This window comes from Cellvibrio sp. KY-YJ-3 (assembly GCF_008806955.1).
Classification (GTDB): domain Bacteria; phylum Pseudomonadota; class Gammaproteobacteria; order Pseudomonadales; family Cellvibrionaceae; genus Cellvibrio.
The window spans coordinates 3,656,909-3,683,899 of the sequence record NZ_CP031727.1 but is presented as its reverse complement, the minus strand read 5'-3'; the positions used below and the strand labels follow the sequence as shown (position 1 = coordinate 3,683,899).

26 protein-coding genes and 1 tRNA gene are annotated in these 26,991 nt (G+C 47.4%); 24 read left to right on the top strand and 3 right to left on the bottom strand.

The genetic code is table 11. The annotated features are described in order from the left end of the window. Positions 1-127 precede the first annotated feature (127 nt). From thrS to D0B88_RS15620, 10 genes are all read left to right on the top strand, one after another. Positions 128-2,053, top strand: a complete 1,926-nt coding sequence (thrS, locus tag D0B88_RS15665) for a threonine--tRNA ligase (RefSeq protein WP_151058322.1) — start codon at positions 128-130, stop codon at positions 2,051-2,053. Between the two features lie 74 nt (positions 2,054-2,127). Then, entirely contained in the window at positions 2,128-2,676 is a 549-nt protein-coding gene (infC, locus tag D0B88_RS15660) for a translation initiation factor IF-3 (protein ID WP_081489679.1), read from the top strand. A gap of 61 nt (positions 2,677-2,737) precedes the next feature. Further along, on the top strand, positions 2,738-2,935 hold the full coding sequence (gene rpmI, locus D0B88_RS15655; protein WP_007642209.1) for a 50S ribosomal protein L35: 198 nt from the start codon (positions 2,738-2,740) through the stop codon (positions 2,933-2,935). A gap of 31 nt (positions 2,936-2,966) precedes the next feature. Continuing rightward, positions 2,967-3,326 (top strand): 50S ribosomal protein L20, encoded by a 360-nt coding sequence (gene rplT, locus D0B88_RS15650; protein WP_007642208.1) that lies wholly within the window; start codon positions 2,967-2,969, stop codon positions 3,324-3,326. A gap of 127 nt (positions 3,327-3,453) precedes the next feature. Further along, a complete protein-coding gene (gene pheS, locus D0B88_RS15645) occupies positions 3,454-4,467 on the top strand; it encodes a phenylalanine--tRNA ligase subunit alpha (protein WP_151058320.1) in 1,014 nt (337 codons plus the stop codon). A 114-nt stretch (positions 4,468-4,581) separates the two neighbouring features. Further along, entirely contained in the window at positions 4,582-6,957 is a 2,376-nt protein-coding gene (pheT, locus tag D0B88_RS15640) for a phenylalanine--tRNA ligase subunit beta (RefSeq protein WP_151058318.1), read from the top strand. A gap of 12 nt (positions 6,958-6,969) precedes the next feature. Further along, complete coding sequence (ihfA, locus tag D0B88_RS15635) at positions 6,970-7,278, top strand: integration host factor subunit alpha (protein ID WP_007642205.1); 309 nt, start codon at positions 6,970-6,972, stop codon at positions 7,276-7,278. Then, positions 7,259-7,618, top strand: a complete 360-nt coding sequence (locus D0B88_RS15630) for a MerR family transcriptional regulator (RefSeq protein WP_007642204.1) — start codon at positions 7,259-7,261, stop codon at positions 7,616-7,618. The genes ihfA and D0B88_RS15630 overlap by 20 nt, the downstream gene beginning before the upstream one ends. A gap of 171 nt (positions 7,619-7,789) precedes the next feature. Then, positions 7,790-7,866: transfer RNA gene (locus D0B88_RS15625), tRNA-Pro, on the top strand. 179 nt (positions 7,867-8,045) lie between these two features. Next, complete coding sequence (locus tag D0B88_RS15620; RefSeq protein WP_007642203.1) at positions 8,046-8,795, top strand: SapC family protein; 750 nt, start codon at positions 8,046-8,048, stop codon at positions 8,793-8,795. A 93-nt stretch (positions 8,796-8,888) separates the two neighbouring features. Here D0B88_RS15620 and D0B88_RS15615 read toward each other — a convergent pair whose 3' ends face one another. Next, on the bottom strand, positions 8,889-9,200 hold the full coding sequence (locus tag D0B88_RS15615) for an HPF/RaiA family ribosome-associated protein (protein ID WP_007642201.1): 312 nt from the start codon (positions 9,198-9,200) through the stop codon (positions 8,889-8,891). A 275-nt stretch (positions 9,201-9,475) separates the two neighbouring features. Here D0B88_RS15615 and D0B88_RS15610 point away from each other — a divergent pair, with 275 nt between their 5' ends. Both D0B88_RS15610 and D0B88_RS15605 read left to right on the top strand, forming a co-directional pair. Next, complete coding sequence (locus D0B88_RS15610; protein ID WP_007642199.1) at positions 9,476-10,399, top strand: TIGR01777 family oxidoreductase; 924 nt, start codon at positions 9,476-9,478, stop codon at positions 10,397-10,399. Positions 10,400-10,538: 139 nt separating this feature from the next. Further along, positions 10,539-11,033 (top strand): Hsp20 family protein, encoded by a 495-nt coding sequence (locus D0B88_RS15605; RefSeq protein WP_007642197.1) that lies wholly within the window; start codon positions 10,539-10,541, stop codon positions 11,031-11,033. A 70-nt stretch (positions 11,034-11,103) separates the two neighbouring features. Here D0B88_RS15605 and D0B88_RS15600 read toward each other — a convergent pair whose 3' ends face one another. Then, positions 11,104-12,108 carry a GlxA family transcriptional regulator gene (locus D0B88_RS15600; protein WP_007642195.1) on the bottom strand — a complete coding sequence of 335 codons (1,005 nt, stop codon included), beginning with the start codon at positions 12,106-12,108 and terminating at the stop codon, positions 11,104-11,106. 145 nt (positions 12,109-12,253) lie between these two features. Here D0B88_RS15600 and D0B88_RS15595 point away from each other — a divergent pair, with 145 nt between their 5' ends. The 10 genes from D0B88_RS15595 (at position 12,254) to recJ (ending at position 23,017) form a co-directional block, all read left to right on the top strand. Beyond that, a complete protein-coding gene (locus D0B88_RS15595) occupies positions 12,254-14,161 on the top strand; it encodes a beta-ketoacyl synthase (RefSeq protein WP_007642193.1) in 1,908 nt (635 codons plus the stop codon). A 193-nt stretch (positions 14,162-14,354) separates the two neighbouring features. Continuing rightward, positions 14,355-14,603 (top strand): 30S ribosomal protein S16, encoded by a 249-nt coding sequence (gene rpsP, locus D0B88_RS15590; protein ID WP_007642190.1) that lies wholly within the window; start codon positions 14,355-14,357, stop codon positions 14,601-14,603. 33 nt (positions 14,604-14,636) lie between these two features. After that, positions 14,637-15,173, top strand: a complete 537-nt coding sequence (gene rimM / locus D0B88_RS15585) for a ribosome maturation factor RimM (RefSeq protein ID WP_151058316.1) — start codon at positions 14,637-14,639, stop codon at positions 15,171-15,173. Between the two features lie 60 nt (positions 15,174-15,233). Further along, the gene (trmD, locus tag D0B88_RS15580; RefSeq protein WP_225318403.1) at positions 15,234-16,007 is read left to right on the top strand and encodes a tRNA (guanosine(37)-N1)-methyltransferase TrmD; all 774 of its coding nucleotides are present in this window, start codon (positions 15,234-15,236) and stop codon (positions 16,005-16,007) included. Positions 16,008-16,017: 10 nt separating this feature from the next. Then, a complete protein-coding gene (rplS, locus tag D0B88_RS15575; protein WP_007642187.1) occupies positions 16,018-16,368 on the top strand; it encodes a 50S ribosomal protein L19 in 351 nt (116 codons plus the stop codon). Positions 16,369-16,560: 192 nt separating this feature from the next. Beyond that, positions 16,561-17,457 (top strand): site-specific tyrosine recombinase XerD, encoded by an 897-nt coding sequence (xerD, locus tag D0B88_RS15570; RefSeq protein ID WP_370452502.1) that lies wholly within the window; start codon positions 16,561-16,563, stop codon positions 17,455-17,457. Positions 17,458-17,514: 57 nt separating this feature from the next. After that, the gene (locus D0B88_RS15565; protein WP_151058313.1) at positions 17,515-18,312 is read left to right on the top strand and encodes a DsbC family protein; all 798 of its coding nucleotides are present in this window, start codon (positions 17,515-17,517) and stop codon (positions 18,310-18,312) included. A 145-nt stretch (positions 18,313-18,457) separates the two neighbouring features. After that, positions 18,458-19,762, top strand: a complete 1,305-nt coding sequence (locus D0B88_RS15560) for a homoserine dehydrogenase (protein WP_151058311.1) — start codon at positions 18,458-18,460, stop codon at positions 19,760-19,762. Between the two features lie 15 nt (positions 19,763-19,777). Further along, positions 19,778-21,175 carry a threonine synthase gene (thrC, locus tag D0B88_RS15555; RefSeq protein ID WP_151058309.1) on the top strand — a complete coding sequence of 466 codons (1,398 nt, stop codon included), beginning with the start codon at positions 19,778-19,780 and terminating at the stop codon, positions 21,173-21,175. A 105-nt stretch (positions 21,176-21,280) separates the two neighbouring features. Then, entirely contained in the window at positions 21,281-23,017 is a 1,737-nt protein-coding gene (gene recJ, locus D0B88_RS15550) for a single-stranded-DNA-specific exonuclease RecJ (protein WP_151058307.1), read from the top strand. A gap of 33 nt (positions 23,018-23,050) precedes the next feature. Here the strand turns inward: recJ and D0B88_RS15545 are convergent, their stop codons facing one another. After that, positions 23,051-23,725, bottom strand: a complete 675-nt coding sequence (locus D0B88_RS15545; RefSeq protein ID WP_225318402.1) for an arylesterase — start codon at positions 23,723-23,725, stop codon at positions 23,051-23,053. Positions 23,726-23,775: 50 nt separating this feature from the next. On the opposite strand from D0B88_RS15545, the gene D0B88_RS15540 reads away from it, so the two are divergent. Both D0B88_RS15540 and D0B88_RS15535 read left to right on the top strand, forming a co-directional pair. Further along, positions 23,776-24,459, top strand: a complete 684-nt coding sequence (locus D0B88_RS15540) for an ABC transporter ATP-binding protein (RefSeq protein ID WP_151058305.1) — start codon at positions 23,776-23,778, stop codon at positions 24,457-24,459. A 5-nt stretch (positions 24,460-24,464) separates the two neighbouring features. Then, positions 24,465-26,963 (top strand): ABC transporter permease, encoded by a 2,499-nt coding sequence (locus D0B88_RS15535; protein WP_151058303.1) that lies wholly within the window; start codon positions 24,465-24,467, stop codon positions 26,961-26,963. Positions 26,964-26,991 lie beyond the last annotated feature (28 nt).

Here is a 26,991-nt window from a genome sequence, read left to right as displayed (position 1 = left end):
GCTCCTTAAGCTCCCCTATACTCGTCGCCCCGCACAATCGTAGGTGCGGGGTTTAGTTTTTGCCTACTTTTTACTTTCTTAAAATCACGTGACCTTTCGTAGGGGCCACCACTGACAAGGATCTACCATGCCTGTAATTACTCTCCCCGACGGTTCCAAACGTCCTTTCGATAATCCCGTCTCTGTTTATGAAGTTGCTGCTTCTATCGGCGCTGGTCTGGCTAAAGCCACACTCGGTGGCCGTGTGAATGGTCAGCGTGTCGATGCCCATGACTTGATCACTGAAGATGCGGATCTGGTGATTTTCACCCCGAAAGACGAAGACGGTTTGGAAATTATTCGTCACTCTTGCGCGCACTTGCTTGGTCATGCAATCAAGCAACTGTTTCCCGATGTGAAAATGGCCATCGGCCCAACCATCGACAGCGGTTTTTATTACGACATCGACCTTGAGCAGAAGCTGACCGACGAGGATATTGCCCGTCTGGAAGCGCGCATGCTGGAATTGGCTAAAACCGAATACGACGTAGTGAAAAAGAAAGTCAGCTGGCAAGAAGCCTATGATGTTTTCTCAGCGCGTGGCGAGACTTACAAGCTTGAGATCCTGGACCGCGACGTGCCTAAAGATGCAACGCCGGGTTTGTATCACCACGAAGAATACGTTGATATGTGCCGTGGCCCCCACGTGCCCAACATGCGTTTCTGCCTGAACTTTAAATTGATGCGCACCTCCGGCGCTTACTGGCGCGGCGACTCCAACAACAAAATGTTGCAGCGCATCTACGGAACTGCATTTGCCGATGCCAAACAATTAAAAGCCTATTTGAACTTGCTCGAAGAAGCAGCCAAACGCGATCACCGCAAACTGGCAAAGAAATTTGATCTGTTCCATCTGCAAGATGAAGCACCGGGCATGGTGTTTTGGCACCCCAAGGGCTGGACTCTGTGGCAGCAAATCGAACAGTACATGCGCACCAAACAAAATGATTGGGGTTATCAGGAAGTAAAAACCCCAATGATTATGGATCGCACCCTGTGGGAGAAATCCGGCCACTGGGAAAACTATCGCGACAACATGTTTACCACTGAATCGGAAAAGCGCGATTTTGCGGTTAAGCCGATGAACTGTCCCGGTCATATCCAGATCTTCAACCACGGCTTGCGTTCACACAAAGACTTGCCACTGCGTCTGGCAGAGTTTGGTTCTTGCCATCGCAATGAAGCTTCGGGTGCATTGCACGGCATTATGCGTGTGCGCGGTTTTGTGCAGGATGATGCGCATATCTTCTGCACTGAAGAGCAAGTCGTCTCTGAGGTTGCCTCTTTTAACCAGATGCTCAAGTCCATCTATGACGATTTTGGTTTTACCGATATCGCGGTGAAACTGTCCCTTCGTCCCGAAAAGTACGCCGGTACTTTGGAAACCTGGAATAAGGCGGAAGAGGGGTTGCGCACGGCGTTGCGCGCTGCTGGTCTGGAATGGGAGGAGTTACCGGGTGAAGGTGCTTTCTATGGTCCGAAGATCGAATATCAGATCAAAGATGCACTTGGCCGTTCATGGCAGTGCGGCACTATCCAGCTCGATTATGTATTGCCCGAGCGTCTGGATGCGGAATATGTCGCAGAAGACAATCAGCGTAAACGTCCGGTGATGTTACATCGCGCTATTCTCGGTTCTTTCGAACGATTTCTGGGGATTTTGATCGAGCACTATGAAGGCTCCTTCCCAACCTGGTTGGCACCAGCTCAGGTGGCGGTCATGAATATCACCGATAATCAGGCCGATTACGTCAAAATGATCGAAAAAGTCTTACGTGAAAAGGGCTTCCGCGTCATTCCGGACTTGAGAAATGAGAAGATCGGCTTTAAAATCCGCGAGCACACAATTCAGCGGGTTCCCTACCTGCTCGTCATTGGCGATAAAGAGGTTGAAAATCAATCACTTGCGATTCGCACAAGGGACGGACAAGATTTGGGTGTAATGAATCTGGATGCTTTCATCGCGCACTTGACCGCCGATATAGCGCGTCGAGGTCGAAATATTTCTGCTTAAAAGAAAGTTTTTTGACTAAAAGACGGCGAAAGCGAAAAAAGATTTATTTCTATTAATTTACTGGAGATACAACTATCAAACGAGATAACGCTCCCGCGGCCAAAGGCAATTCTAAGAAAGCGCGGATCAACGATCAGATCGAAGCCAAGCAGGTTCGTTTAATCAACGCAGAGGGTGAGCAGGTCGGTATCGTCGCATTGAGCGATGCACTGGCGCAGGCGCAAGCCGCTACCCTTGACTTGGTGGAGATCGTTGCTGATAGCGATCCAATAGTCTGTAAGATTATGGATTACGGCAAGCATCTGTTTGAAATCAAGAAAACCAAAGCCGCTGCGAAAAAGAAACAAAAGCAGCAGCTGGTGAAGGAAATGAAATTTCGCCCAGGGACGGAGGAAGCGGATTATCAAGTCAAATTAAAGGCTTTGATGCGCTTCCTTGAGCATGGGGACAAGGCCAAGGTAACTTTAAAGTTCCGCGGTCGCGAACTCGCCCACCAAGAGCTGGGGATGGAAATGATGCAACGCATCGAGACCGACTTGGCTGAAATGGGCACCGTAGAGCAGGCTGCCAAAATGGAAGGTAAGCAGCTCACCATGGTGATCGCCCCCAAAAAGAGAAAATAGTCGGGCTTTTAGCTGCCTTGATTATTTATATTATTTACCTATATGTGTGGAGTTCTATCACATGGCAACCAAAGCTAAAGTACATAGCGGCGCGTCAAAGCGCTTCAAAAAAACCGGCGCTGGCTTCAAATTCAAGCACGCTAACAAGAGCCACATCCTGACCAAAATGACGACCAAGCGTAAGCGCCAATTGCGCGGCACTAGCATCGTTGATGCAGCCGATGTACCACGCGTAAAACGTTTGTTCCGTGCTATCTAATAGTGCTTATTAATTTTGAGAGGATTGTAATATGGCCCGTGTTAAGCGTGGTGTAGAGGCGCGTCGTCGTCACAAGAAAGTATTAAAAGCTGCTAAAGGTTACTACGGTGCACGTTCGCGTACATTCCGTGTTGCCAAACAAGCGGTTATCAAAGCTGGTCAATATGCTTACCGCGATCGTCGCGTTAAAAAGCGTAATTTCCGTGCTTTGTGGATCACTCGTATCAATGCTCAATCACGCGCTGAAGGCATGTCCTACAGTCAATTGATTGCTGGCTTGAAAAAGGCGAGCATCGTTCTCGACCGTCGTGTGCTGGCTGATCTGGCTGTATACGACAAAGCAGCTTTTGCTGCTGTTGTTGCGAAGGCTAAATCAGCTCTGGCTGCTTAATCGTCCAACAACCTCAGGCTCGCAAGGGCTTGTGTGAACGCGATGAAAAGGGGAAGGGCTTTAGGGTTCTTCCCTTTTTTTTATGGCTGTATTTATTGATAGTTAACGATTCGAACTGGAAAAGCAGATGGAAAATCTCGCTGCGCTTACCCAAGAAGCGCTCAAACTCGTCGCCGATGCCCAAGATCTGACTGCACTTGATGCAGTACGTGTGAACTATCTCGGCAAAAATGGCAGCATCACCGCGTTGATGAAAACGTTGGGTAAATTATCGGCAGAGGAGCGTCCCGCTGCCGGTGCTGAAATCAATAAAGCCAAAGATGCGGTACAAGACGCACTTAATGTGCGCAAAGAATTACTTGAGCAAGCGGCGATTAACGCCAAGCTTGCTAGCGAAGTGGTTGATGTAACCCTGCCTGGCCGTGGTCAGCACACCGGTGGTTTGCATCCAGTAACCCGTACATTGCAGCGCATCGAAGAGATCTTTGCGGCTGTCGGTTATAGCGTTGAAGTGGGTCCTGAAATTGAAGATGACTACCATAACTTCGAAGCGCTCAATATTCCTTCCCATCACCCCGCGCGGGCGATGCACGATACCTTTTACGTGGATGATACCCACGTACTGCGCACCCACACCTCTCCAGTGCAAGTGCGTACCATGGAAAACAAGCAGCCACCGATCCGGGTGATCTGCCCTGGTCGTGTTTATCGCTGCGATTCCGATGTGACTCACTCACCGATGTTCCATCAGGTCGAGGGTTTGGTGGTCGATAAAAATATCAGTTTTGCCGATCTTAAAGGCACCATGGACCAATTCCTGAAAGCCTTCTTTGAGGCCGATGTTCCGGTGCGTTTTCGCCCATCTTATTTTCCCTTTACCGAGCCATCGGCTGAGATGGACATCCAGTGCACCCAATGCCGTGGCAAAGGCTGCCGCATGTGCAAAAACACTGGGTGGTTGGAAGTGGGGGGCTGCGGCATGGTGCATCCTGAAGTGTTTAAGTCCAGCGGTGTCGATCCTGAAACCTATACCGGTTTTGCCTTTGGTATGGGGGTAGAGCGTTTGGCTATGTTGCGCTACGGGGTCAATGACCTACGTTTGTTCTTTGAAAACGACCTGCGTTTCTTAAAGCAATTCTAAATTTGTATCTAGCCGTAGCCCGTTATGAAGCAAAGCGGAATGCGGGAGTAACAGTTTAACCAGAGTTAAGTCCCGTATTGCGTTGCGCTCCATACGGGCTACAGAGATAAAGATATGAAAATCAGTGAATCCTGGCTGCGCGAGTGGGTTAATCCAGCCATAGGTACCGATGAATTAGTCGCCCAACTGACCATGGCTGGGCTTGAGGTGGATGCTGTTGAATCCGTTGCTGGCGATTTTACCGGCGTAATAGTGGGTGAGATTGTTGGCTGCGAACAGCATCCTGATGCCGACAAATTGCGGGTTTGCCAAGTGGCCGGTCTGCCCGATGGTCTGAGTCAAGTTGTATGCGGTGCGGCTAATGCGCGCGTCGGAATCAAAGTCCCTTTTGCCATTATAGGTGCGCAATTACCGGGCGACTTCCAGATTAAGAAGGCGAAGCTGCGCGGCGTTGAATCCTTTGGCATGCTCTGCGGTCAAACCGAACTTAAAGCGGGTGATGATGACACCGGTTTGTGGGAGTTGGCTCCCGATGCTCCTGTGGGCGTTAACCTGCGCGAGTACTTAAATCTTGATGACAAACTGATCGAAGTCGATTTGACTCCCAATCGCAGCGATTGCTTGAGTGTTAAAGGTGTTGCACGCGAGGTTGGTGTATTGAATCGCGCTCCCGTCACTGCGCCGGCAATCCCTGCTGTAGCTGCATCCATTACCGACAGTTTCCCCGTGCATCTTGAAGCGGGGTTCGCTTGTAGCCGCTACGTCGGCCGTGTCATCCGCAATATTGATATCACTCGCCCAAGTCCGGCTTGGCTGCAAGATAAGTTGTTTCGCTCAGGGTTGCGCAGTATCGACGCCGTGGTTGATGTGACCAACTATGTGCTGCTCGAATTGGGCCAGCCTATGCACGCATTTGATTTATCCAAACTCGGCAGTGCCATTCATGTGCGGTTGGCGCAGCAGGGTGAATCGATTCAATTATTGGATGGGCAGGAGATCAAACTCAATGCCGATACCATGGTTATCGCCGACCAACAAAAAGCCTTGGCTATTGCTGGCATTATGGGTGGTAAGCAAAGTGCGGTAGGAGGAACTACGCGCGATATCTTTTTGGAAAGTGCCTTCTTTAATCCGCTGGCGATAGCTGGCCGTGCTCGTTCTTACGGTTTGCACACCGATTCCTCGCATCGCTTTGAGCGCGGTGTGGATTACAGCTTGCAGTTGGATGCTATTGAGCGTGCCACCGCTTTGCTGCTGGAAATTGTTGGTGGTGAAGCGGGTCCTGTTGTTCATGTCACCAACGAGCATTTGCCACAAGAGCGCCAGGTCACCTTACGTAAAGCCCGCATTTTTAGTGGCCTGAGTCTGGAGATGGCGGACAACGAGGTCGTCGATATTCTTGCCCGGTTAGGTTTGACTTTGCTGTTGCAAAACGCAGAAGGCTGGGTGTTTGCTGTTCCCAGCTACCGCTTTGATATTTCCATCGAAGCAGATTTGCTTGAAGAGCTGGCGCGCGTATATGGCTACAACCGTTTGCCAACAAGAAGCCTTGCTGCACCTCTGGATATCGAACCTCACCCCGAAGCGAAAATGGGGTTGCCAGCTCTGCGCAATCAGCTGATCGCACGCGGTTATCAAGAGGCGATTACCTACAGCTTTATCGAGCCGAAGTTATCCGCATTGTTTGATCCGGAAACGTCACCGGTTGTGTTGCGTAACCCCATCAGCGCTGATATGGCAGCAATGCGCACCAGTTTGATGCCAGGTTTGGTCAGCGTGTTGCGCAACAACCTCAATCGCCAACAGAACCGTGTGCGTTTGTTTGAATCGGGGTTGCGTTTTGTTCCGTCAGCAGATGGTCTTAAACAGGAGGCTATGCTTGCTGGTTTGATCTATGGCAGTCGCGCGCCTGAGTCCTGGTCTAATGCTGCCGAGCTAGTGGATTTCTTTGATCTCAAGGGGGATCTTGAATCACTGCTGGCACTAACAGGTGATGAATCAGCATTCACTGTTAAGCCGGGCAATCATTCCGCATTACACCCTGGCCAGACGGCAGCGATTTATCGCGATGGCGAGTGGCAGGGGGTAGTCGGGGCATTGCATCCAAGCTTGCAGCGGCAGCTGGATATACCTCAGTCGGTGTATTTGTTTGAAGTGCGTCTCAGTTCGTTGTTAAAGGCGCGAATCCCGGCCTTTACTTCCCTGTCCAAGTTCCCTGAGGTGCGCCGCGATCTGGCGCTGTTGGTCGATCGCGATTTGGCTGCTGACAAGCTCTTGGCGGCGGTTAAAGAGCAGGCGGGTGAACACCTTATCGACTTAAAGGTTTTTGACGTATATATGGGCAAAGGTATTGATCCACATAGAAAAAGTGTCGCTATGGGGTTGACCTTTCAGCATCCTTCACGCACTCTTAATGAAGATGAGATCAACGCCTCCATTGACTCGATTGTTCAGTATCTGGGGGCGAATTTTTCCGCCACCCTCAGATAGGGAATAATAACTATGTCGGACGGTGCTCTGACCAAAGCAGACTTGGCCGAGAAACTTTATGAGGATCTCGGACTCAATAAGCGTGAAGCCAAAGAATTGGTGGAGCTCTTCTTTGAAGAGATCCGCCATGCTTTGGAAAATAACGAGCAGGTCAAACTTTCTGGCTTCGGCAATTTTGAATTGCGCGATAAAAGTCAGCGTCCTGGTAGGAACCCCAAGACGGGCGAGGAAATTCCTATTAGCGCTCGGCGTGTGGTCACTTTCCGCCCAGGACAAAAACTTAAGGCACGAGTAGAAGCTTATGTTGGAACCGAGTCATAACGACGAACTTCCCGTAATACCCGGTAAGCGCTACTTCACTATTGGTGAAGTCAGTGAGTTATGTGCAGTTAAACCGCATGTTTTAAGATACTGGGAGCAAGAGTTCCCGCAATTAAATCCGGTTAAACGGCGCGGTAATCGTCGCTATTATCAACGGCAGGACGTATTAACTATCCGCCAAATTCGCAGTCTTTTATATGATCAGGGTTTTACTATTGGTGGTGCCCGGCTGCAGATGACTAATGAGGATAATGGCTCCAGCTCTGGCCAGCTCAATCAGTTAGTAGTGCGCATGATCGATGATTTGGAGCACTTGCTTGATTTATTGAAGGTTAAATAAAGTACTTCAAACTTATCTATTTGGTGAATTCATAATCGTTTTGATTGTGAAATATCTGATTTCACCAATGCCAATGCTAATTATTAAAACTACGATTGCATTGGTAATAAATTCGGGTATTATGCCGATCCTCTTCGTGACGGCTTGAACTGCTGGGGCGACAGAAAATATCGGAGCGTAGCGCAGTCAGGTAGCGCACTATACTGGGGGTGTAGGGGTCGTGGGTTCAAATCCCGCCGTTCCGACCAATTAGTTTTATAAAAAAGCCGCTTATAAGCGGCTTTTTTATTGTCAGAATTTTCTTCTCCTGTTATAGCCGTGCTTCACTGTGCCAATTCTAGTGGCAGTCTTTCCTCAAAGTGCTAACATGCATTCTCGTATTGTTTATCGCTAACTCCCTGCATAGAAAATAAATAGAGGTATTCTCGTGGCAAAGCAATTAATGATTTATGACAACATTCAACCACTGTCATCTGAAGTTCATCGTAACTGGTCGGTACAAGTTGAAGATTATTCTTTTGTATCGCACATGATTTCTGTGCCGGTTCTGGCCACAGAAATTCCTTTTGCTGCCGCTGAATTCCCTATTGTTTTTTCGGCAACCGCCAATGAAGGTGAGTATATTCCTCTAGCTATTATGGGGCTGAAAGAGGGCGAAAATCTGGTTCTAAATGAAAAGAATCAATTTACTTCTCGCTACATTCCTGCATTCATTCGTCGCTATCCATTTGTATTGGGGGGCGATAAAGCAGCTGATACTATGGCGCTTTGCATTGATGCGGATAGCGCAACAGTGATCAAAGACGGCAGCAAGGGACGTAAGCTGTTTGAAGAGAATGGTGAGCAAAGCGCGCATTTGAAAGAGGTTGTGGAGTTCCTTAAGGATTATCAATATCGCGCTGAAATGACCAAGGTATTTTGTAAGCGTCTGCATGAACTCGATTTACTTGAGCCTATGCAAGCCAATATTACCTTTAAGGGGCGTGAAGATGCCAATATGAACCTAATGGGTTTTTATGTGGTTAAGCGTGAAAAGCTTAAAGCACTTAGTGATGCAGATGCTTTGGATTTGTTCAAAAAGGATGGCTTGGAATTGATCTACAGTCACATCCAGTCTTTATCCAACTTGAATGTGTTGATCGGCAAAAAATCTGCACAACTTGAAGCCACAAAATAATAATTTGTAGGTTTTCTGAAAGGCCGAAATCTTAATTGATTTCGGCCTTTTTTATTTCAGGTAGATAAAGTTCCAGTGGCTCAGCTTGTTTTTTCAGCGATCGCGGTGGCGTGCGGCAAGTTGTTTAACTTTGCGTTCAGCGCTGGAAAAAGCATCACGTACAGCAACATGAATCGATTCATCATCCTGAGTAATCGCCACAGGATGGCCTTTGATATCGAGCTCAATGGAGGCTCGGTATTGTTTTCCTTTGTGTTTGTGTTGGTGTGGGGCATCCAGGACGACGCGGCTGTGAATTATTTGGTCGGTGTAGCGGCTGAGTTTTTCGAGTTTCTTGGTAATGATGTCGTTGAGTGCAGCAGAAGAATCCAAATCACGATATACAACGTCGACAGCAGGTTTCATCGTAAAGCTCCTTAACGTTTATGTTGAGAGGGTTTGTTACTGCCTAGGCAGGTTTCAGTTGCCCTCACTTCTTATATTGATCATCCTGATATAAATATCAAGTTTTCTGCTCATTTTCTTAATAACATTTTGGTCTCTCTTATAGAGCTTTGTGATCTTAGTGCCATATAGTGCTTAAGATGGTGGCGTAGGGTGATCGTTTTGATTTGTTTTGAGGTAATAAAAATCAAAGGCTTAAGGCTTAAATTAGGGTGATATGCAGTGGAGGCTTTGTTATGAAAAATGATTCATTGGATAAGGGTCGTGTATTGGTGACCGGCGGGAGTGGATTTATTGGTGGTGCGCTGTGTCTTGAGCTCATCGATCATGGATATGAAGTTTGGGTGCTGACCCGTGACGTGCCGCGTGCGTCGCGTTATTTGAATAAACAGGTTCGTCTTGTAAGTGGCTTAAGCGAACTTGCAGGTGTGGCATTTGTGGCCTTAATTAATTTGGCGGGGGAGTCGCTGGGAGGCAGGCGCTGGAATGAGCAATCAAAGCAACTATTCCGGCAGAGCAGAATAGATTTTACGAACACACTGTACCGTTTTTTTGCAGATCAGCAGCTTTTCCCTGCTGTAGTGATTAATGCTAGTGCCATAGGTATTTATGGTGATGCGGGAAGCTCCATCTTGAATGAATCGGCAGCCGTTGGTGATGGTTTTGCTGCTCAGTTGTGTCGTGATTGGGAGTTGGCTGCACGGCAGTTTGCGTCTAACTTTACCCGTCTTTGTATAGTCCGAATTGGTGTCGTGCTCGATAGTCATGGCGGTGCGCTAAAACAAATGCTGCCTGCGTTCAGATGGGGATTTGGGGGGTGGATGGGAGCTGGCGAGCATTATATGTCGTGGATTTCTCGCCATGATTTGATTCGCTTGTTTATTTATTTGCTGGAGCATGGTGATGCATCCGGCGTATACAATGCTGTCGCCCCAGAGCCTGTCACTAACAGTGAGTTTACGGCGCGTTTGGCGGAGCAGTTAAATCGTCCCGCGTTGTTACCTATGCCTGCGATGCTGCTGCGGTTATTATTTGGCGAAATGGCGGATGCTCTGTTGTTGGCAAGCCAGCGAGTAATGCCTGAGCGAATTCTGCAGTCAGGTTTCTCATTTGAATATCCTCGGCTACAAACGGCATTTGAAAAAATTTTTGGAAAATAATTTATTGGTTGCCTTGAAAATTGTTTCTACATCCTCATTTCAGTTACGTGATGGCTCGATGATAGAGAATCACTATTTTGAAATGGCTTGATCATAGATAAGCCGCTACATTTGTATTGCTCATTTGAGGATATCGGATATGCGTAATTTTGACTTCACCCCACTTTATCGTTCAGCAATTGGTTTTGATCGCATGGCGAATCTGCTGGACAATCTTTCTCGCGCAGAACAAAACCAGCCCAGTTACCCTCCCTATAATATTGAATTAACGGGGGAGGATAAGTACCGAATTACTATGGCAGTTGCCGGTTTTGATCAGGCTGAATTAACCATAGAAGTGAATCAAAATAACCTGACAATATCTGCAAACAAGGCGGGTGATGAGCAGCAGCGTACTTATTTGCATCAAGGAATAGCTGCGCGTAGTTTTGAGCGTCGCTTCCAGTTGGCTGACCATGTGCAAGTAAAGTCGGCGCACTACGAGAATGGGCTTTTGCACATAGATTTGCAGCGCGTTATTCCTGAGTCTATGAAGCCACGCACTATTCCTATTGGTGTTCGCGAAGCAGATAAGCTTACTGTTGTGCAGGCTGGATCTGGTATTCCCGAGGATGCAACTGTGAGTGCGGCTTGATTTTTCTTTGGTCTAAATAGTTTTATAATTAAGAGTAAAAACCTCGCTATCCATCGATGGCGAGGTTTTTTTATGTGCGGAATAATTTTGCCCGCACTGTTTCGCGATAGGCATTGGGTGTTGTTGCAAGATGTTTTTTAAATAAAGTGGTGAAGTAATTGGTGTCTTGATAGCCGACTTTATCAGCGATTTCTGCTATTGATAAATTGCTGGTTTTTAGTAAATCTATGGCGGTATTGATGCGAATATTTTGAAGATATTCAAGTGGTGTTTGCCCCAGTGCATTTTTGAAGCGGCGGTTAAGTGTACGCACGCTCATACCAAAACGTTCGCATACCTGCGGAAATAAAATTTCACGATAATAATTGTCTTCAAGCCAGATTTGTATCTGGGTGATTTGTTCATCTGGGTGCGGATTTTTGTTGGCCTCAAAAAAACCGCTACTCTCGTAAGACTTTCTGATCTCATGGGAAAAGTGGCGCTCAACATGGCTGGCTATTTCCTTTCCAAAAAAACGTTGGATAAAGTGAATGGTCAAGTCGGCAAGAGAGTTGACACTTGCAGCACAGTAGAGACTGCCCGCTTGAGTAATAAAATATTGTCGTTTGAGTTGAACTTGCGGGTAGTCCTTTTGAAACTGGTCAAAATAATGCCAATGGGTTGTGGCTGCTTTGCCGTCGAGTAAACCTGCCTCGGCGAGAAAGCAGCAGCCAGTGCCTACTGCGCTAATGATGGCGCCGTTTTGATGCTGCTGTTGCAGCCATGCCACTATCGCAGCATTTTTTTTGATAATGGGGCGTGGGTTGCGCCATAAGCCTGGAATGTAAATTAAATCGCTCTGTGAAACCTGATTGATGGTCAGGTCTGGTCGCCAGTGCATTCCGGTTCGCGTCAGTATGGGTTCATTGGTGATCGCGAGGGTGTGTATCTCAATATCTCGCCGTTGCTCCGGTTCCAACATGGTTCGTACAGCGCTTTCTGCTGCTAACAGCATCTCCATGGGTAGGGTACTGCTGGTGGCAAGCATGTGTTCGCACAGCAAAAAGTGAATTTTTATTGGTGGGATATTGTTCATAAGGCTTGGGGTACCGCTATATCTGAATGGGTTTGTGTATGCATGGCTAATTTAGCAGTAAAAATGACTAAATAAGAAGGTGATCTTGTATAGGGATCACCATACACTTCTCGCTAATTTCTTGATTGTGGATATTGGAGTTTGTATGTCTCTTGCGCGCCTACCGATTATTGTGGGGTTTGGTGGATTTAATGCTGCGGGTCGCAGTTCGGGGCATCACGCCTATCGTCGCATGGTAATAGAGAGTCTTGATGCTCATGAGCGGCAGGAAACTCTGGCTGGTTTAGCCGTCATGATGGGGCTGATTAGTTTTGTAGAAGGCAGCTATCGCGACCAAAACGATGAACCAATTGATCTTGCTACCATAGAGTCACGTTTTGGCGCAGAAATTCTCGATGGCACTTTAATTCGCCGTATCGACAAGACTTTTTTTGATGTTGATGCTGCCCATTGGCAGAAGTCTGCCACCTTGGGGGCGGGCGATGCGCCACTCATCGTTGAGATGCGTAAGCGCGATCTGCCAGAACCTGTTCCTGCAGATTGGTTGGTGGAGGAGGTTGACGCTGATCGTGTTCGCGTTACTTCTCCAACTGGGTTGAGTGTTAAATTTGACAGCTACCGGGATTTACCGGTTAAGTCGGCCGGTCAAATGCCTCGCGGTTTTAATCCTGGCGCACTCTACAACTCCCATTATCATCCGCGTGCGCTGCAGCTTGCTGTGATTGGTGCCTCCGATGCTCTGCAGTCAACCGGTTTGGATTGGCAGGTAATTATCGATTCGGTAAAACCTGACCAGGTTGGTGTCTATGCCAGCAATGTTATGAGTCAGATGGATGAAAATGGTTTTGGTGGTTTATTGCAATCACGGCTCAAGGGGGGGCGTGTCAGTGCCAAGCAGTGTCCGCTCGGTTTAAATACTATGCCGGCGGATTTTGTGAACGCCTACATTCTGGGAAGTGTAGGGCAGACCGGCGCCATTACTGGTGCTTGCGCCTCTTTCCTCTACAACCTGCAAGCGGCGGCGGATGATATTGCTTCGGGTAAATGCCGCGTTGCGCTGGTTGGTTGTGCCGAAGCCCCTATTGTTGCCGAGATTATCGACGGTTATGCCACTATGGGTGCACTGGCAAGCGAAGATAAGCTCAAGAAATTGGACGGTGTTGATGAGGTAGATCCTCGTCGTACCAGTCGCCCGTTTGGTGAAAATGCTGGTTTTACTATGGCAGAGGCGAGCCAATATGTTGTCTTGATGGATGATGCATTGGTAATGGAGTTGGGGGCTGATGTGCACGGCGCCGTGGGTGATGTGTTTATCAATGCGGATGGTTTTAAAAAGTCTATCTCAGCGCCTGGTCCAGGCAATTACATCACCATGGCCAAAGCGGTGGCATCGGTGCGCGCAATTCTTGGTGATGAGGCTGTTCAAAAACGCTCTTTGGTGCAGGCGCATGGGTCGAGTACACCGCAGAACCGTGTGACCGAATCGCAAATTTTTGATCAGATTGCACAAGTGTTTGGCATTACCAAGTGGCCTGTGGCTGCGGTAAAGGCTTACGTTGGGCACTCGTTATCGGCAGCCAGTGGTGAGCAGCTGATCACTAGTTTGGGTGTTTTTAAGTACGGCATTGTTCCTGGTATTAAGACTATCGATAAGGTTGCTGATGATGTTTTTGCGGATCGTCTCGCTATTTCGACGGTCGATGTGGTGCGTAATGAGCCGGTTGATGTTGCTTTTCTGAACTCAAAAGGCTTTGGTGGTAATAATGCTACCGCCAGCGTGTTTGCGCCTCACGTTGTGGAGTCGATGCTGGCTTGTCGTTATGGGGCGGAAAAGTTCGCTGAATATCAGCTCAAGCGCGCATCAGTGCGTGCGGCCTCGGTCGCCTACGACGCCGCTGCGCTTAAGGGTGATTTTGCGACCATCTACCATTTTGGTGAAGGTTTAATTGATGAGTCGCTGATTACTGTGGATCTGGATAAGCTGTGTTTGCCCGGGTTTGCCCAGCCGATTGATTTGTCTTTCACTAATCGTTTTGCGGATATGTTTGTCTAGATCTAGTGGTTGAATTACTGCCGCCCCATAGCTAATGGGGTGGGTTAATTCTCTGGATTAGTTTATTGCCCTATACAAAGTAATATCTTTCCCTTAAAATGCCGCGCCTTTCGCATAGCTTATTGTGCGACTAACGATTTTTAACCGGAAAGCTTGCCTTTCCCTTACCAGTAAACACAGGAAGAAGACCTCAATGGTAACTATTCGTCTGTCTCGTGGTGGCTCTAAAAAGCGCCCTTTTTATCATCTGACCGTAACCAACAGCCGCAGCGCCCGTAATGGTCGTTTCATTGAGCGCATTGGTTTCTTCAACCCGGTTGCCCGTGGTCAAGAAGAGCGTCTGCGTATTGATGCGGATCGTTTGCAATACTGGGTTGGTCAAGGCGCACAATTCTCTGAACGCGCTGAACAGCTGGTTAAAGAAAGCAAAAAAGCGGCTTAATTGCCTCGCCAAATAAATAGTTGAAGGCGCCTGATGTCTGCGGAATCTAATTTAGTTAATGTTGGGCGAATTACCGCTGTTTATGGTGTAAAGGGGTGGGTGAAAATCCACTCTTACACTGAGCCGCAAGATAATTTATTTGAGTACCAGCCCTGGTTTTTAAAAACCAAGCACGGTGTTAAAAAAATTGAGATCGATGAGGCCCGACCTCATGGTGACGCGTATGTCGCTCATATTGTCGGTATTGATGATCGTGATTTAGCAGCACAGTACACTGCAGTCGATATTGCAGTAGAGCGTGACCTCTTACCTGAGTTAGATGATGGTGAGTATTACTGGAGCCAGCTTGAGGGTTTGGTAGTGTTTACCCGGTTTAGTGGTGAGCGTCAGCGTCTCGGGGTAATTTCCAAATTAATGGAAACTGGCGCAAACGATGTATTAGTTGTTGCGGCAGATGCACAGAGTATTGATCAGCGCGAGCGTTTGATACCTTACGTGCCCGAACAGTTTGTTTTGGCTGTTGATCTCGATGCTGGCGAAATGCTGGTGGATTGGGATCCTGAGTTTTAAATTATCTTAAAACTCAAAATTTTGGCGTAAACGCTGTAAGGCGAGAGGAGTAATCGTCAATTGCTTAAAATTGCGGTTGTTTCCATTTTTCCTGACATGTTTAACGCGATTGCCGGTTTTGGGATAACCAGCCGCGCAATCAAGCAAGGTTTAGTGGAGTTAAAAACACTAACTCCGCGTGATTTTGCGCATGATCGTCATTCAACGGTAGACGATCGCCCCTTTGGCGGCGGTCCCGGTATGGTGATGATGGTGCAGCCACTGCGCGATGCTATAGCTGCCGCCAAAACTTGGGCAGGTGATGATGCAAAAGTCATCTATCTCTCACCCCAGGGGCGCACGCTGGATCAATCTGGTGTAGCTGAGTTGGCAAGCTACAGCAATATGGTGTTGGTGGCGGGGCGTTACGAAGGTATCGATGAGCGATTGATACAAACAGTTATCGATGAAGAATGGTCCATCGGTGATTACGTGTTAAGTGGTGGTGAGCTGCCAGCAATGGTGCTGATCGATGCAGTAACACGGCTGATTCCAGGTGCTCTTGGGCACGCACTTTCAGCAGAGCAAGATTCATTTACGGATGGTTTATTGGATTGCCCCCATTACACCCGTCCGGAAGATTTTGAAGGAATGCGTGTGCCGGAGGTGTTGGTATCCGGTAATCACGAACTGATTCGGCGCTGGCGCTTGAAACAAGCGTTAGGGCGAACGTGGCTGAGAAGGCCCGATTTATTGCGTGCAATAAATTTAACCGAGGAGCAGCAAAAGCTGTTGACGGAATATCGTCGTGACCTTGATACGACAAACTCTAGCTGTGAAGCTATAGACTCTTAGGAGAATATCAATGAGTAACCCAATTATTCAGGCGTTGGAAAACGAACAACTGAAAGCAAATCTCACCGAGTTTTCACCAGGCGACACTGTTGTTGTAAACGTGAAAGTAAAAGAAGGTGATCGCGAACGTGTACAGGCTTACGAAGGTGTTGTAATTGCCATTCGTAACCGTGGTCTTAACTCTGCATTCACTGTGCGTAAAATTTCTCACGGTGTAGGTGTTGAGCGTACCTTCCAAACTCACAGCCCGATGATCGACAGCGTAACCCTGAAGCGTCGTGGTGATGTGCGTCAAGCCAAACTTTACTACCTGCGTGACCTTACTGGTAAGGCTGCTCGTATCAAAGAGAAGCTGGTATAAGATTTATTTCGGTGCACTTAGCCTGTGGGTTAAATACATCGTACGTAAAAAGCCGGACAGGAAACTGCTCCGGCTTTTTGCATTTTTATGGGCATGTTATTCGTTGCTGGAGATCATTTAAACCGTTACAGTCCTTTAAGAAAGTGCTTCGGTGTGTGGTGTCGGAATATGAGTGATGGAGTTAAAGCAGAAATATCTGGGGCAGATACTCAATTGATAGCGGAGTATCTAGATGCTATTTGGATGGAAAAAGGATTGAGTGGCAATACTCAGGAATCGTACCGACGCGATCTTGAGCAATTTGCTTCTTGGTTATCAAACGTGGGGGCTGATCTGGTCGGTGTAAATACCATGTTAGTGCAGCAGTATTTGGGTGAGCGCTTACAGGCGAATTTATCCAGTCGTACAGCGGCTCGTTTTCTATCTTGTGTGCGTGGGTTTTATCGCTATTTGTTGCGCGAAAATAAAGTGGCAGAAAATCCATTAACGCTTATTGATAATCCTAAATTATCGCGTTCTTTGCCGAAATCTTTGAGTGAAGCTGATGTCGAAGCATTGCTGGCTGCGCCTGACCTTGGTGACCCTGTTGGTCTGCGCGACCGCACTATGCTTGAAGTGCTTTATGCGTGTGGTTTGCGTGTTAGTGAACTGGTAGATTTGACCATGTCACAGATTAACCTTCGCCAAAATGTGATTAGGGTATTGGGTAAGGGTAGCAAGGAGCGATTAATCCCGATGGGGGAGGAAGCTTCTGCATGGTTGGCTCGCTATTTACGAGAAGCGCGACCTGTGTTACTGAATAATGTGCCTGATGAGATAGTATTCCCTAGTACGCGCGCGCAGCCTATGACGCGTCAGACCTTTTGGTATCGCATCAAGCATTGGGCGATGATGGCTGGAATTCAAAAAGATTTGTCCCCTCATACCCTGCGCCATGCTTTTGCGACACATTTATTGAATCACGGGGCGGATTTGCGTGTGGTACAGTTGCTGCTCGGTCATAGTGATCTATCAACGACCCAAATTTATACCCATATCGCAAAGGTTCGTATGAAGCAGCAGCATGCTGAGCACCATCCGCGCGGTTGACTGATAATAGGTGTGGTTTAACCTCATATTATTTTCACTTTTTTAAGAGATATATAGATGATAAAAATATTAAAAAAACTCGGTTTTATCGCCTTGGCTGGTTTTTCGCTGGGTGCATTTGTTGCAATACCTTTAGCGTCTGCTCAAGGTGACCTCTTAAAGCGCAAAACCACAGAGGAAACCATTCTGGAAAAACTGCGCCAAGCGCGTCCCGACATTAATTTTGGCGAGCCACGTCCTGCTGTTATTAAAGGGCTTTATCAAGTACAAGTTCCCGGTGGTCCGTTGTTGTTTGTGACACCTGAAGGTGACAAGTTTATAGCAGGTGAGATTTTTGGGATTGATGCGACAGGTTTTTCGAAAATTGAAGATCCTTATGTCATTGAGGAGCGTAAAAAAGCGCTGGCAAGTTTAAGTTCAAAAGACAGTATTAACTTCAAACCAAAAGGTAAGGCCAAAGCAGTTGTTTATGTTTTTACGGATATTGATTGTGGTTATTGCCGTAAATTGCACAGTCAAATGCATACTTATAATGAGGGTGGTCAGGAAAAACCAGGGTACAACGATCTGGGTATAGAGATACGTTACTTGGCTTATCCTCGTGCAGGAATTCCCAGTCCATCGGCAGATAAGTTGGTTTCAACCTGGTGTGCGAAAGACAAGCTGGATGCTATGACAAAACTGAAGGCAGGTCAGACGGTAGCTAACGCAACTTGTGATAATCCAGTTGCAAAACAATTCCAGTTGGGTGGCCAATTAGGTGTTAACGGAACACCGGCATTATTTTTACCAGATGGTAAGTTAATGCCTGGCTATTTGCCGCCAGAGGAGTTGGCAAAAACCTTGGGTATATAAGCGCTTGCGGAGATTTTGAAGGTCGGTCGGGACTTCTTTTACCCGGCCTTCACCGCGCAATTGACACTGACGGCCACCATGAGTATGGTGGCCGTCTTTTTTAGTATTGGCGTAATTTTCACTAGCATTTGACGAGGAATTCACCTTGAAACCGGTAAGAATTGGCATCTGCGGTCTGGGCACCGTGGGCAGTGGTACAGTAAATATTCTCACGCGCAATAAAGCGCTGATTGATGCCCGTGCCGGTTGCGACATTACCATCGTACAAATTGGTGCGCGCCGCGATAATCCAAACTGTGATACCTCAAAATACAATGTGACACGTGATGTATTTGATGTGGCCAACAACCCGGATGTTGATGTTCTGGTTGAGGTCATGGGGGGTACTACGGTTGCTAAGGATTTGATTCTTAAAGCGATTGAAAACGGTAAGCACATCATCACTGCCAACAAGGCGCTCATCGCCCATCATGGCAATGAAATTTTTGCGGCCGCAAAAGCCAAAGGTGTAACGGTTGCATTTGAGGCGGCTGTTGCTGGTGGTATTCCCATCATCAAAGCAATCCGCGAAGGCTTGGCAGCTAACAATATCGAATGGTTGGCCGGCATCATCAATGGCACCGGAAACTTCATTCTTACAGAGATGCGTGACAAAGGTCGCTCCTTTGAAGATGTGCTTGCTGAAGCCCAGGCATTGGGTTATGCCGAAGCTGATCCTACCTTTGATGTTGAGGGGATCGATGCGGCACATAAGTTGGTGATTCTGGCGTCGCTCGCGTTTGGTATTCCTTTGGAAATTAACAAGGTATTCACCGAGGGCATCACCAAGATTGCCACCGAAGACGTAACTTACGCAGAAGAGTTGGGATATCGCATTAAAAACCTTGGTATTGCTCGTCGTACTGATAAAGGTATTGAGTTGCGTGTTCATCCCACGCTGATTCCCGAAAAGCGTTTGATTGCCAATGTTGATGGTGTGATGAATGCGGTATTGGTCAAGGGGGATGCAGTGGGGGCTACCTTGTATTACGGGGCCGGTGCTGGCGCAGAGCCAACCGGTTCATCAATTGTCGGTGATATTGTCGATGTGGCGCGCACCTTGACTGCATCCCCGGAACACCGTGTTCCCTATTTAGGCTTCGGTGCAGAATTTGTGTCTGCACAGCCAATTCTGCCTATTGAAGAGGTGGAGACTGCTAATTATCTGCGCATGTCGGCGCAGGATAAGCCTGGCGTACTGTCAAAGATTGCGACCATTTTGAGTGATTCCGGTATCAGTATTGAAGCGATGATTCAGCGTGAGGCAACAGAGGGCGAGTCTACTGTGCCGCTCATCTTGCTCACTAATAAAGTGCAAGACAAAAAGCTCACAGCAGCGATTCGCGGCATTGAAGCGCTGGACTCAATTAGTGGTGCGGTACAGCGCATCCGTGTTGAAGCATTGAAATAATTAAGGGGCCTAATCTTGAAATACATAAGCACCCGCGGCCTAGCGCCCGCACTCAGTTTTGAAGAAGTGGTACTCACCGGCCTCGCACCTGATGGCGGTTTGTATGTGCCCGAAACCCTGCCAAAATTTACCAAAGAAGAAATTGCTTCCTGGGCAGGTTTGTCTTATCAAGAACTCGCGTTTAACGTGATGAAACCATTTATTGCTGGTGCTGTTAGCGATGAAGATTTCAAAAAAATTATCGCGGATTCTTACGCAACGTTCCGCCACGATGCGATTGCACCGCTGGTACAAACCGGTCACAACGAGTGGATTCTGGAATTGTTCCAGGGGCCAACACTTGCGTTTAAAGATTTTGCGTTACAGTTTTTAGGTCACTTGCTCGATCATTTGTTGAAAAAGCGCAACCAAAAAGTAGTGGTGATGGGCGCAACCTCCGGTGATACCGGTTCGGCCGCAATCGAAGGCTGCCGCCGTTGCGACAACATCGATATTTTCATTATGCACCCGAACAATAGAGTATCGAACGTCCAGCGTCGCCAAATGACCACCGTGCTTGCGCCGAATGTATTTAACATCGCGCTCGAAGGTAATTTTGATGATTGCCAGAATATGGTGAAAGCCAGTTTCGGCGATCAATCATTCCTGTCTGAAGGCCGCCAACTGGTTGCCGTAAACTCGATTAACTGGGCGCGTATCATGGCGCAAATCGTGTATTACTTTTATGCAGGCTTGGCATTGGGTGCACCGCATCGTCCCATCGCATTTTCAGTTCCCACGGGTAACTTTGGCGATATTTTTGCTGGTTATCTCGCGAAACAAATGGGGCTGCCAATTGATCAGTTAGTGATTGCGACTAACAGCAATGATATTTTGCATCGTTGCATTAGCAGTAATGATCACAGCAAAAACCAATTGCAACACACCTTGTCGCCGAGTATGGACATTATGGTGTCGAGCAACTTCGAGCGTATGTTGTTTGATTTGTATGACCGCGATGGCAATGCAATTCGTCAGCTGATGGAAGATTTTAAATCCGGCAGCATGACCCTGAAAGAATCAGCATTGGCGCGCGCGCGCGAATTGTTCACCAGCCATGGTGTGACCGATGAAGTCACTATCGATGTGATTCGCTCGGTGTTTGACCGCACCGAATATTTGCTCGATCCACACACTGCGATTGGTGTTGATGCGGCGCGTAAAACCCGTCGTCGTCAGGATATTCCGATGGTTATTTTGGCTACAGCACATCCGGCAAAATTCCCGGAAGCGGTACGTAAAGCAGGGCAGGGCGCAGATCCGGTATTGCCTCACCATATGCAAGATTTATTTGAGCGCGAAGAGCGCTACACGGTATTGCCGCAAGATCTTGCCAAAGTGCAAGAGTTTGTTGCTGCCAATGTGCGCAAATAATTTTTATTTATCGTGCTAACAAACGCCGCAGGGAGCAGTCTCTGCGGCGTTTTTTTATTGTTGCGAATCAAACTTTAATTAATTATCTGAGTTAAAAAAGTACTTATGCAAAAAGCTATCCGTCGTCGAGAGCTGTCGCCCACTATTGAATTTACTGCAGCAGTACATCCTTTGTTGCAACGTATTTATGCGGCGCGCGGAGTACTGAGTGAGCGCGAGCTGCAATATCCCTTGTTGAATTTACATAAGCCTAATTTCAAAGGTTTACCTGAGGCGGTAAGTATTTTGGCCGATGCCGTTGTGGCACAAGCCAAAATAATCATTGTGGGTGACTTTGATGCGGACGGCGCTACCAGCAGTGCGCTGGCGGTGTTGGCATTAAAAGCCATGGGCTTGCCGGATGTGGATTTTCTGGTGCCCAATCGTTTTGAATATGGTTACGGCTTGACGCCAGAAATTGTTGCCGTTGCGGCTGCGCAGCAGCCGGATATTATTATCACGGTGGATAACGGCATTTCCAGTATCGATGGTGTAAATGCCGCGCGTGAATTGGGGATTGCCGTAATCGTTACTGATCACCATTTGCCTGGGGCTGAGTTGCCTGATGCCGATGCGATTGTGAATCCCAATCAGCCCGGTTGTGAGTTTCCCAGTAAAAATCTTGCCGGTGTTGGCGTTATTTTTTATGTAATGAATGCCTTGCGAGGCGAGTTACGGCAAATGGGTTGGTTTGAAGAAAGTGGCTTTACAGAACCTAATATGGCGAGTTTTTTGGATTTGGTCGCACTGGGTACTGTCGCGGATGTAGTGCCATTGGATTACAACAACCGCATTCTGGTCGCTCAGGGCTTGCAGCGTATTCGCGCCGGAGTTTGTCGCCCCGGGATAAAAGCTATGTTGGAAGTCGCGGGTAAACAAGCGCATAAATTGGTTGCGAGTGATTTTGGTTTCGCGTTAGGGCCGCGCTTAAATGCGGCGGGGCGCTTGGATGATATGTCGCTCGGTATTCAGTGTTTGATGTGTGAGAGCGAAAATCTCGCGCGTGAAATGGCGGCGCAATTGGATGAATTGAACCGCGATCGCAAAGCAATTGAAACAGGTATGCAGCAAGAAGCGATGACTATGCTGCAAAAAATCTTGCAGGCGGATGCGGCGAGTTTACCTTGGGGTTTGTGTTTATTTGATGAGACTTGGCATCAAGGTGTTATTGGTATTTTGGCGTCGCGTATCAAAGATAAATACCATCGCCCCACAATTGTTTTTGCCGATGTTGGTGACGGTCAAATTAAAGGTTCTGCGCGCTCGGTGCCCGGTTTTCATATTCGTGATGCATTGGATGCAGTCGCTGCTCGCCATCCTCATTTGTTGCAAAAATTTGGTGGTCACGCAATGGCGGCAGGTATGAGTTTGTTGCGTGAACACTTTGATGATTTTGCCCAAGCGTTTGATGCGGAAGTTCGTCGCCACTTGGATGATGACGATTTACAAGCAATTGTTATGAGTGACGGTGAATTGACCGCACCAGACTTTTCACTGCAATTGGCTGGTCAGTTGCGCGACGCTGGCCCATGGGGGCAGCATTTCCCTGAGCCAACCTTTGATGGTGAGTTTTATCTGCTGCAACAAAAATTGGTGGGCGCCAATCACTTAAAAATGACGCTTGCGGTTGACGCACAGGGGCAACAACTGATTGATGCTATCGCCTTTAATATTGATCCAGCGCTTTGGCCCAATACCCATCTACAAAAAGTACGGGCGGCGTTTAAATTGGATATCAATGAGTTTCGCGGTAAATCCAATTTGCAGTTGCTGGTCGATTATCTTGAGCCTATTGCACCATAAAAAGAATTGAAAGCTATGCTAGCTGAATAGCAGCTACTGCAACATTTTTTCCAGTGCTGGTTTTACATTATTTACGATAATGGGTTGTGCTTCAGCGGTGGGATGAATGCCATCTCGCTGCATCAGCTCTGGTCTACCGCCAATACCTTCAAGCAAAAATGGCACCAGTGCGATGTTATTTTTCTCCGCCAGTTTCGGGTAAAGCTCTTTAAAATGATTACTGTAGCGCGCTCCGTAGTTAGGGGGAATTTGCATGCCAGTCAGTAATACTTCTGCATTATTTTTTTTACTGGAATCAATCATGGATTGTAAATTCTTTTCGAGCAGTTTTAGTGGTTGACCACGTAGCGCATCATTGCCTCCCAGCTCTAAAATAACTATGTCAGGTTGATGTTCATTTAGCAGCGCGGCTAAGCGACTGTTACCGCCAGAACTTGTTTCGCCACTCACACTGGCATTAATGATCTGTACATCATTTTTTTTCGTTAGTTCTTTCTCTAGCAAGCTGACCCAGCTTTTCTCAATGTCTATGCCATAACCCGCACTTAAGCTGTCACCCATGACCAAAACTTTAGTCGGGTGTTGCGCATATGCATCACTGATGACAATTGTCAGGAGTAAAAACAGGTAAATCTTCAGTTTGTTCATGGTTATCAAAATCCTATGCCCATAGAATGGACTTATTGGTGTTTCTGAACGTTCTCTCATCTGGGTTAAACAACCATCCAGACTACTCATCGGATAAAGGTTACTTAATTATGTCTGCTGTTGCTATGGTTCAAGCAAATTCAGTTACCAAAGAAGTTAATACGCAAGAAGGAACCTTAAGGATTCTTCATCCCATCTCAATTACTGTAAATGCTGGTGAATCGCTGGCGATAACCGGTGCCTCAGGTTCTGGCAAGTCAACTTTATTGGGCATCCTTGCCGGTTTGGATGTGCCGAGTACAGGTGAAGTAATTCTTAATGGGCACAACCTCTCTCTGTTAGACGAGGAAGGGCGTGCAAAAGTTCGTGCCGGCAACGTGGGATTTATATTTCAATCATTTCAGTTATTGCCCGGATTAAGTGCTCATGAAAATGTAATGCTGCCGCTGGAGCTGCGCGGCGATAAAGCGGCGAGCAGTAAAGCACGCGAGTTCTTGCAGCGTGTTGGTCTGGAGCAGCGCTTGCAACATTACCCGCAACAGTTGTCGGGTGGTGAGCAGCAGCGGGTGGCAATTGCCCGTGCTTTTGCGAGTGAGCCTAAAGTGTTATTTGCCGATGAGCCAACCGGAAATTTGGACAGCGCAACTGGCGCACGCATTATTGAACTTTTATTTGACTTGAATAAGGCGCAGGGAACGACGCTGGTTTTTATCACCCATGAGGAGCGTTTGGCGCAGTTGTGTCAAAGCCGTATTGAGTTGGCGGCCGGTGCTTTGGTTTCCGGGCGGGAGTAATAACGATGAAATTGGCAATTAATTTATTACGACGCAACTGGCGTAGCGGCGAATTAAAACTCTTAGGGTTTTCATTAATGCTCGCCGTTGCGGTCTTGAGCGGCATCGCTATTTTTACTGACAGGCTGGAAACCACCCTGATCAGTGAAAGCAATAGTGTGCTGGGTGCAGATTACATTGTGCGTGGTTCTAAACCACACGACAACGCTTGGAATACAGTTGCGGAGCAGGCGGAGATTAAACACACTCGTTCGGCATTGTTTTCGTCTATGGTATTTGCTGGCGATGAAATGCATCTTGCTTCGGTAAAAGCGGTAGACCAAGGTTACCCACTGCGCGGTCAATTTGAAGTTAGCAAAATTCCGTTTGCGATGAATGCTACTGATATTGAAATTGCTACTGCAATTCCACAACCCGGTGAAGCCTGGGTTGACTCACGATTGTTACCACTATTAAAAATTGAATTGGGCGATAAGGTTGCGGTAGGCGAATACGAATTGCGTATTACCCGTGTTTTGATTCGTGAGCCTGACAGTGCCAATCCATTTAGCATGACTGGTGCGCGGCTGATAATGAACATTGCCGATTTGGAAAAAACTCAAGTTGTGCAGCCGGGAAGCCGGGTTGACTATCAATGGTTGGTTGCCTCGGATGATAACAATCGCTTAAAAAGTTTTATTGATGATTTAAAGCCGCAGCTAAGTAAACATCAACGACTGGTGGATATTAACTCCGCTCAAGAACGGGTGGGGCGTACATTAGATACTAGCCGCCAATTTTTATTACTATCGGCGGTTATTGCGGTATTGCTGGCGGGAGTTGCGATTGCAATAACCGCGCGTCAGTTTTCGGCGCGCCATACTGATCAAGTGGCGCTTATGAAAAGTCTCGGTGCGAGTGCCGGTCGTATTCGTTCACTTTATGTATCGCAGCTTATTTTTCTTGGCATTATCGCGTCGCTGATTGGTTTATTTATTGGCGAGTTTTTGCAACGCTCTGTGGCTGTCAGCCTACAGCAGGTTTATCAAATACGCTTGGGTGCGGCAAGTTTTTATCCCTATGGGTTGAGTTTTTTTAGCGGAATATTGTGTTTGATTTTTTTTGCATTGCCTGCGCTCTGGCATTTACCAACTATCCCGCCGCTCAAAATTCTTCGCCGTGAATTGGCGGTCAACATGCCGCAGGTTTGGTTGCAAGCATTGCTTGCACTGTTGGCTGTATTGGTGTTGGTAATTTTATTTAGTCGTGATATCGAGTTGGCATTAAGTATTAGCGGCGCATTGCTGGCCGTGATTCTTGTTACCATTGCCGCGGCTTATGGGTTGTTGTTGCTGAGTAAAAAAATGGTATTGCGCTTGGGTGGTTTCTGGCGTTTGGCATTTGCCAATTTACAGCGTCAGCGTGGCCAAAGCCTGGTACAGATTTTGGTGTTTTCTATTGCGATTATGCTGTTGTTTACACTAACGATTGTACGCACCTCCTTGATTGAGGAGTGGAAGGTGCAAGTACCAGATGAAGCGCCCAATCATTTTCTCGTCAATATTCCCCCTTCTGAATTGCAAGATGTGCAAGCGATTCTGGCTGAAAATCAGGTTCGCCCCGAACCACTTTACCCAATGATGCGTGCGCGCTTGACTCATATCAACGGCGTAGAAACAACAGAGGAGCAGCGCTCGGTTGCAAACGCATTGCGGCGTGAATTAAATGTCACTTGGTCAGACACTTTGGCAGAGGATAATAAAATTATCACTGGTTTGTGGTGGGATAAATGGCAGCGCAGTGCAGCTAATTTGCCGGGTGTGTCAGTAGAGGTAGATACCGCTAAAGAAATAGGGCTAAACATCGGCGATAAATTACAGTTTTCATTTGGTGGATTATTGCTCGACGCAGAAGTTGCCAGTTTTCGTAGTTTGGATTGGCGCAGCATGAGGCCCAATTTCTTTTTCATCTTTGAGCCAGGGTCATTAGATGCCTATTCACCAACGTTTATCACCAGTATTTATTTGCCGGCTGATCAGAAATCGGTCATTAACAAGTTGTTGTTGGATCATCCTACTATTTTGGTAATGGAGTTGGATCGCATTATTGGCCAAATCCGCAGTATCATTAATCAGGTAAGTGATGGTGTTTTACTGGTGCTCTGGTTAACGCTGATCGGCGGCTGTTTGGTATTGCTCGCGGCAGTGATGGGGAGTATTGCTGCGCGTAAACAGCAGGCAGGATTGTTGCGAGCCTTGGGTAGCCCCCGGAGTATGATTGTGGGCAGTATTTGTGCGGAGTTCGCCATACTCGGTTTTCTGGCAGGGCTGATTGCTATTATTGGTACCGAAATATTATTAATTAGCCTGCAGACTTTCGTTCTGGAAACTCCGATGCAGCCCCACTATATTTACTGGTTGATATCGCCGCTGAGTGGCGCGGTATTTGTTTCAGCATTGGGCTATATCTGTTGCCGCCACACAGTTACAACACCACCGGCAGTTGTTTTGCGCGAAGCGGCGTAATGATTGTTTTCTAGTAATACTCTGCAAC

Coding starts and splice junctions, on each gene's coding strand:
- D0B88_RS15565 (WP_151058313.1), top strand. CDS start 17,515: ATGATAAAAATATTAAAAAAACTCGGTTTTATCGCCTTGGCTGGTTTT.
- D0B88_RS15540 (WP_151058305.1), top strand. CDS start 23,776: ATGTCTGCTGTTGCTATGGTTCAAGCAAATTCAGTTACCAAAGAAGTT.
- rplT (WP_007642208.1), top strand. CDS start 2,967: ATGGCCCGTGTTAAGCGTGGTGTAGAGGCGCGTCGTCGTCACAAGAAA.
- D0B88_RS15615 (WP_007642201.1), bottom strand. CDS start 9,200: ATGAAACCTGCTGTCGACGTTGTATATCGTGATTTGGATTCTTCTGCT.
- rpsP (WP_007642190.1), top strand. CDS start 14,355: ATGGTAACTATTCGTCTGTCTCGTGGTGGCTCTAAAAAGCGCCCTTTT.
- rplS (WP_007642187.1), top strand. CDS start 16,018: ATGAGTAACCCAATTATTCAGGCGTTGGAAAACGAACAACTGAAAGCA.
- D0B88_RS15630 (WP_007642204.1), top strand. CDS start 7,259: ATGTTGGAACCGAGTCATAACGACGAACTTCCCGTAATACCCGGTAAG.
- pheS (WP_151058320.1), top strand. CDS start 3,454: ATGGAAAATCTCGCTGCGCTTACCCAAGAAGCGCTCAAACTCGTCGCC.
- ihfA (WP_007642205.1), top strand. CDS start 6,970: ATGTCGGACGGTGCTCTGACCAAAGCAGACTTGGCCGAGAAACTTTAT.
- recJ (WP_151058307.1), top strand. CDS start 21,281: ATGCAAAAAGCTATCCGTCGTCGAGAGCTGTCGCCCACTATTGAATTT.
- rimM (WP_151058316.1), top strand. CDS start 14,637: ATGTCTGCGGAATCTAATTTAGTTAATGTTGGGCGAATTACCGCTGTT.
- D0B88_RS15605 (WP_007642197.1), top strand. CDS start 10,539: ATGCGTAATTTTGACTTCACCCCACTTTATCGTTCAGCAATTGGTTTT.
- D0B88_RS15600 (WP_007642195.1), bottom strand. CDS start 12,108: ATGAACAATATCCCACCAATAAAAATTCACTTTTTGCTGTGCGAACAC.
- rpmI (WP_007642209.1), top strand. CDS start 2,738: ATGGCAACCAAAGCTAAAGTACATAGCGGCGCGTCAAAGCGCTTCAAA.
- D0B88_RS15610 (WP_007642199.1), top strand. CDS start 9,476: ATGAAAAATGATTCATTGGATAAGGGTCGTGTATTGGTGACCGGCGGG.
- D0B88_RS15595 (WP_007642193.1), top strand. CDS start 12,254: ATGTCTCTTGCGCGCCTACCGATTATTGTGGGGTTTGGTGGATTTAAT.
- thrS (WP_151058322.1), top strand. CDS start 128: ATGCCTGTAATTACTCTCCCCGACGGTTCCAAACGTCCTTTCGATAAT.
- D0B88_RS15535 (WP_151058303.1), top strand. CDS start 24,465: ATGAAATTGGCAATTAATTTATTACGACGCAACTGGCGTAGCGGCGAA.
- pheT (WP_151058318.1), top strand. CDS start 4,582: ATGAAAATCAGTGAATCCTGGCTGCGCGAGTGGGTTAATCCAGCCATA.
- D0B88_RS15545 (WP_225318402.1), bottom strand. CDS start 23,725: ATGAGAGAACGTTCAGAAACACCAATAAGTCCATTCTATGGGCATAGG.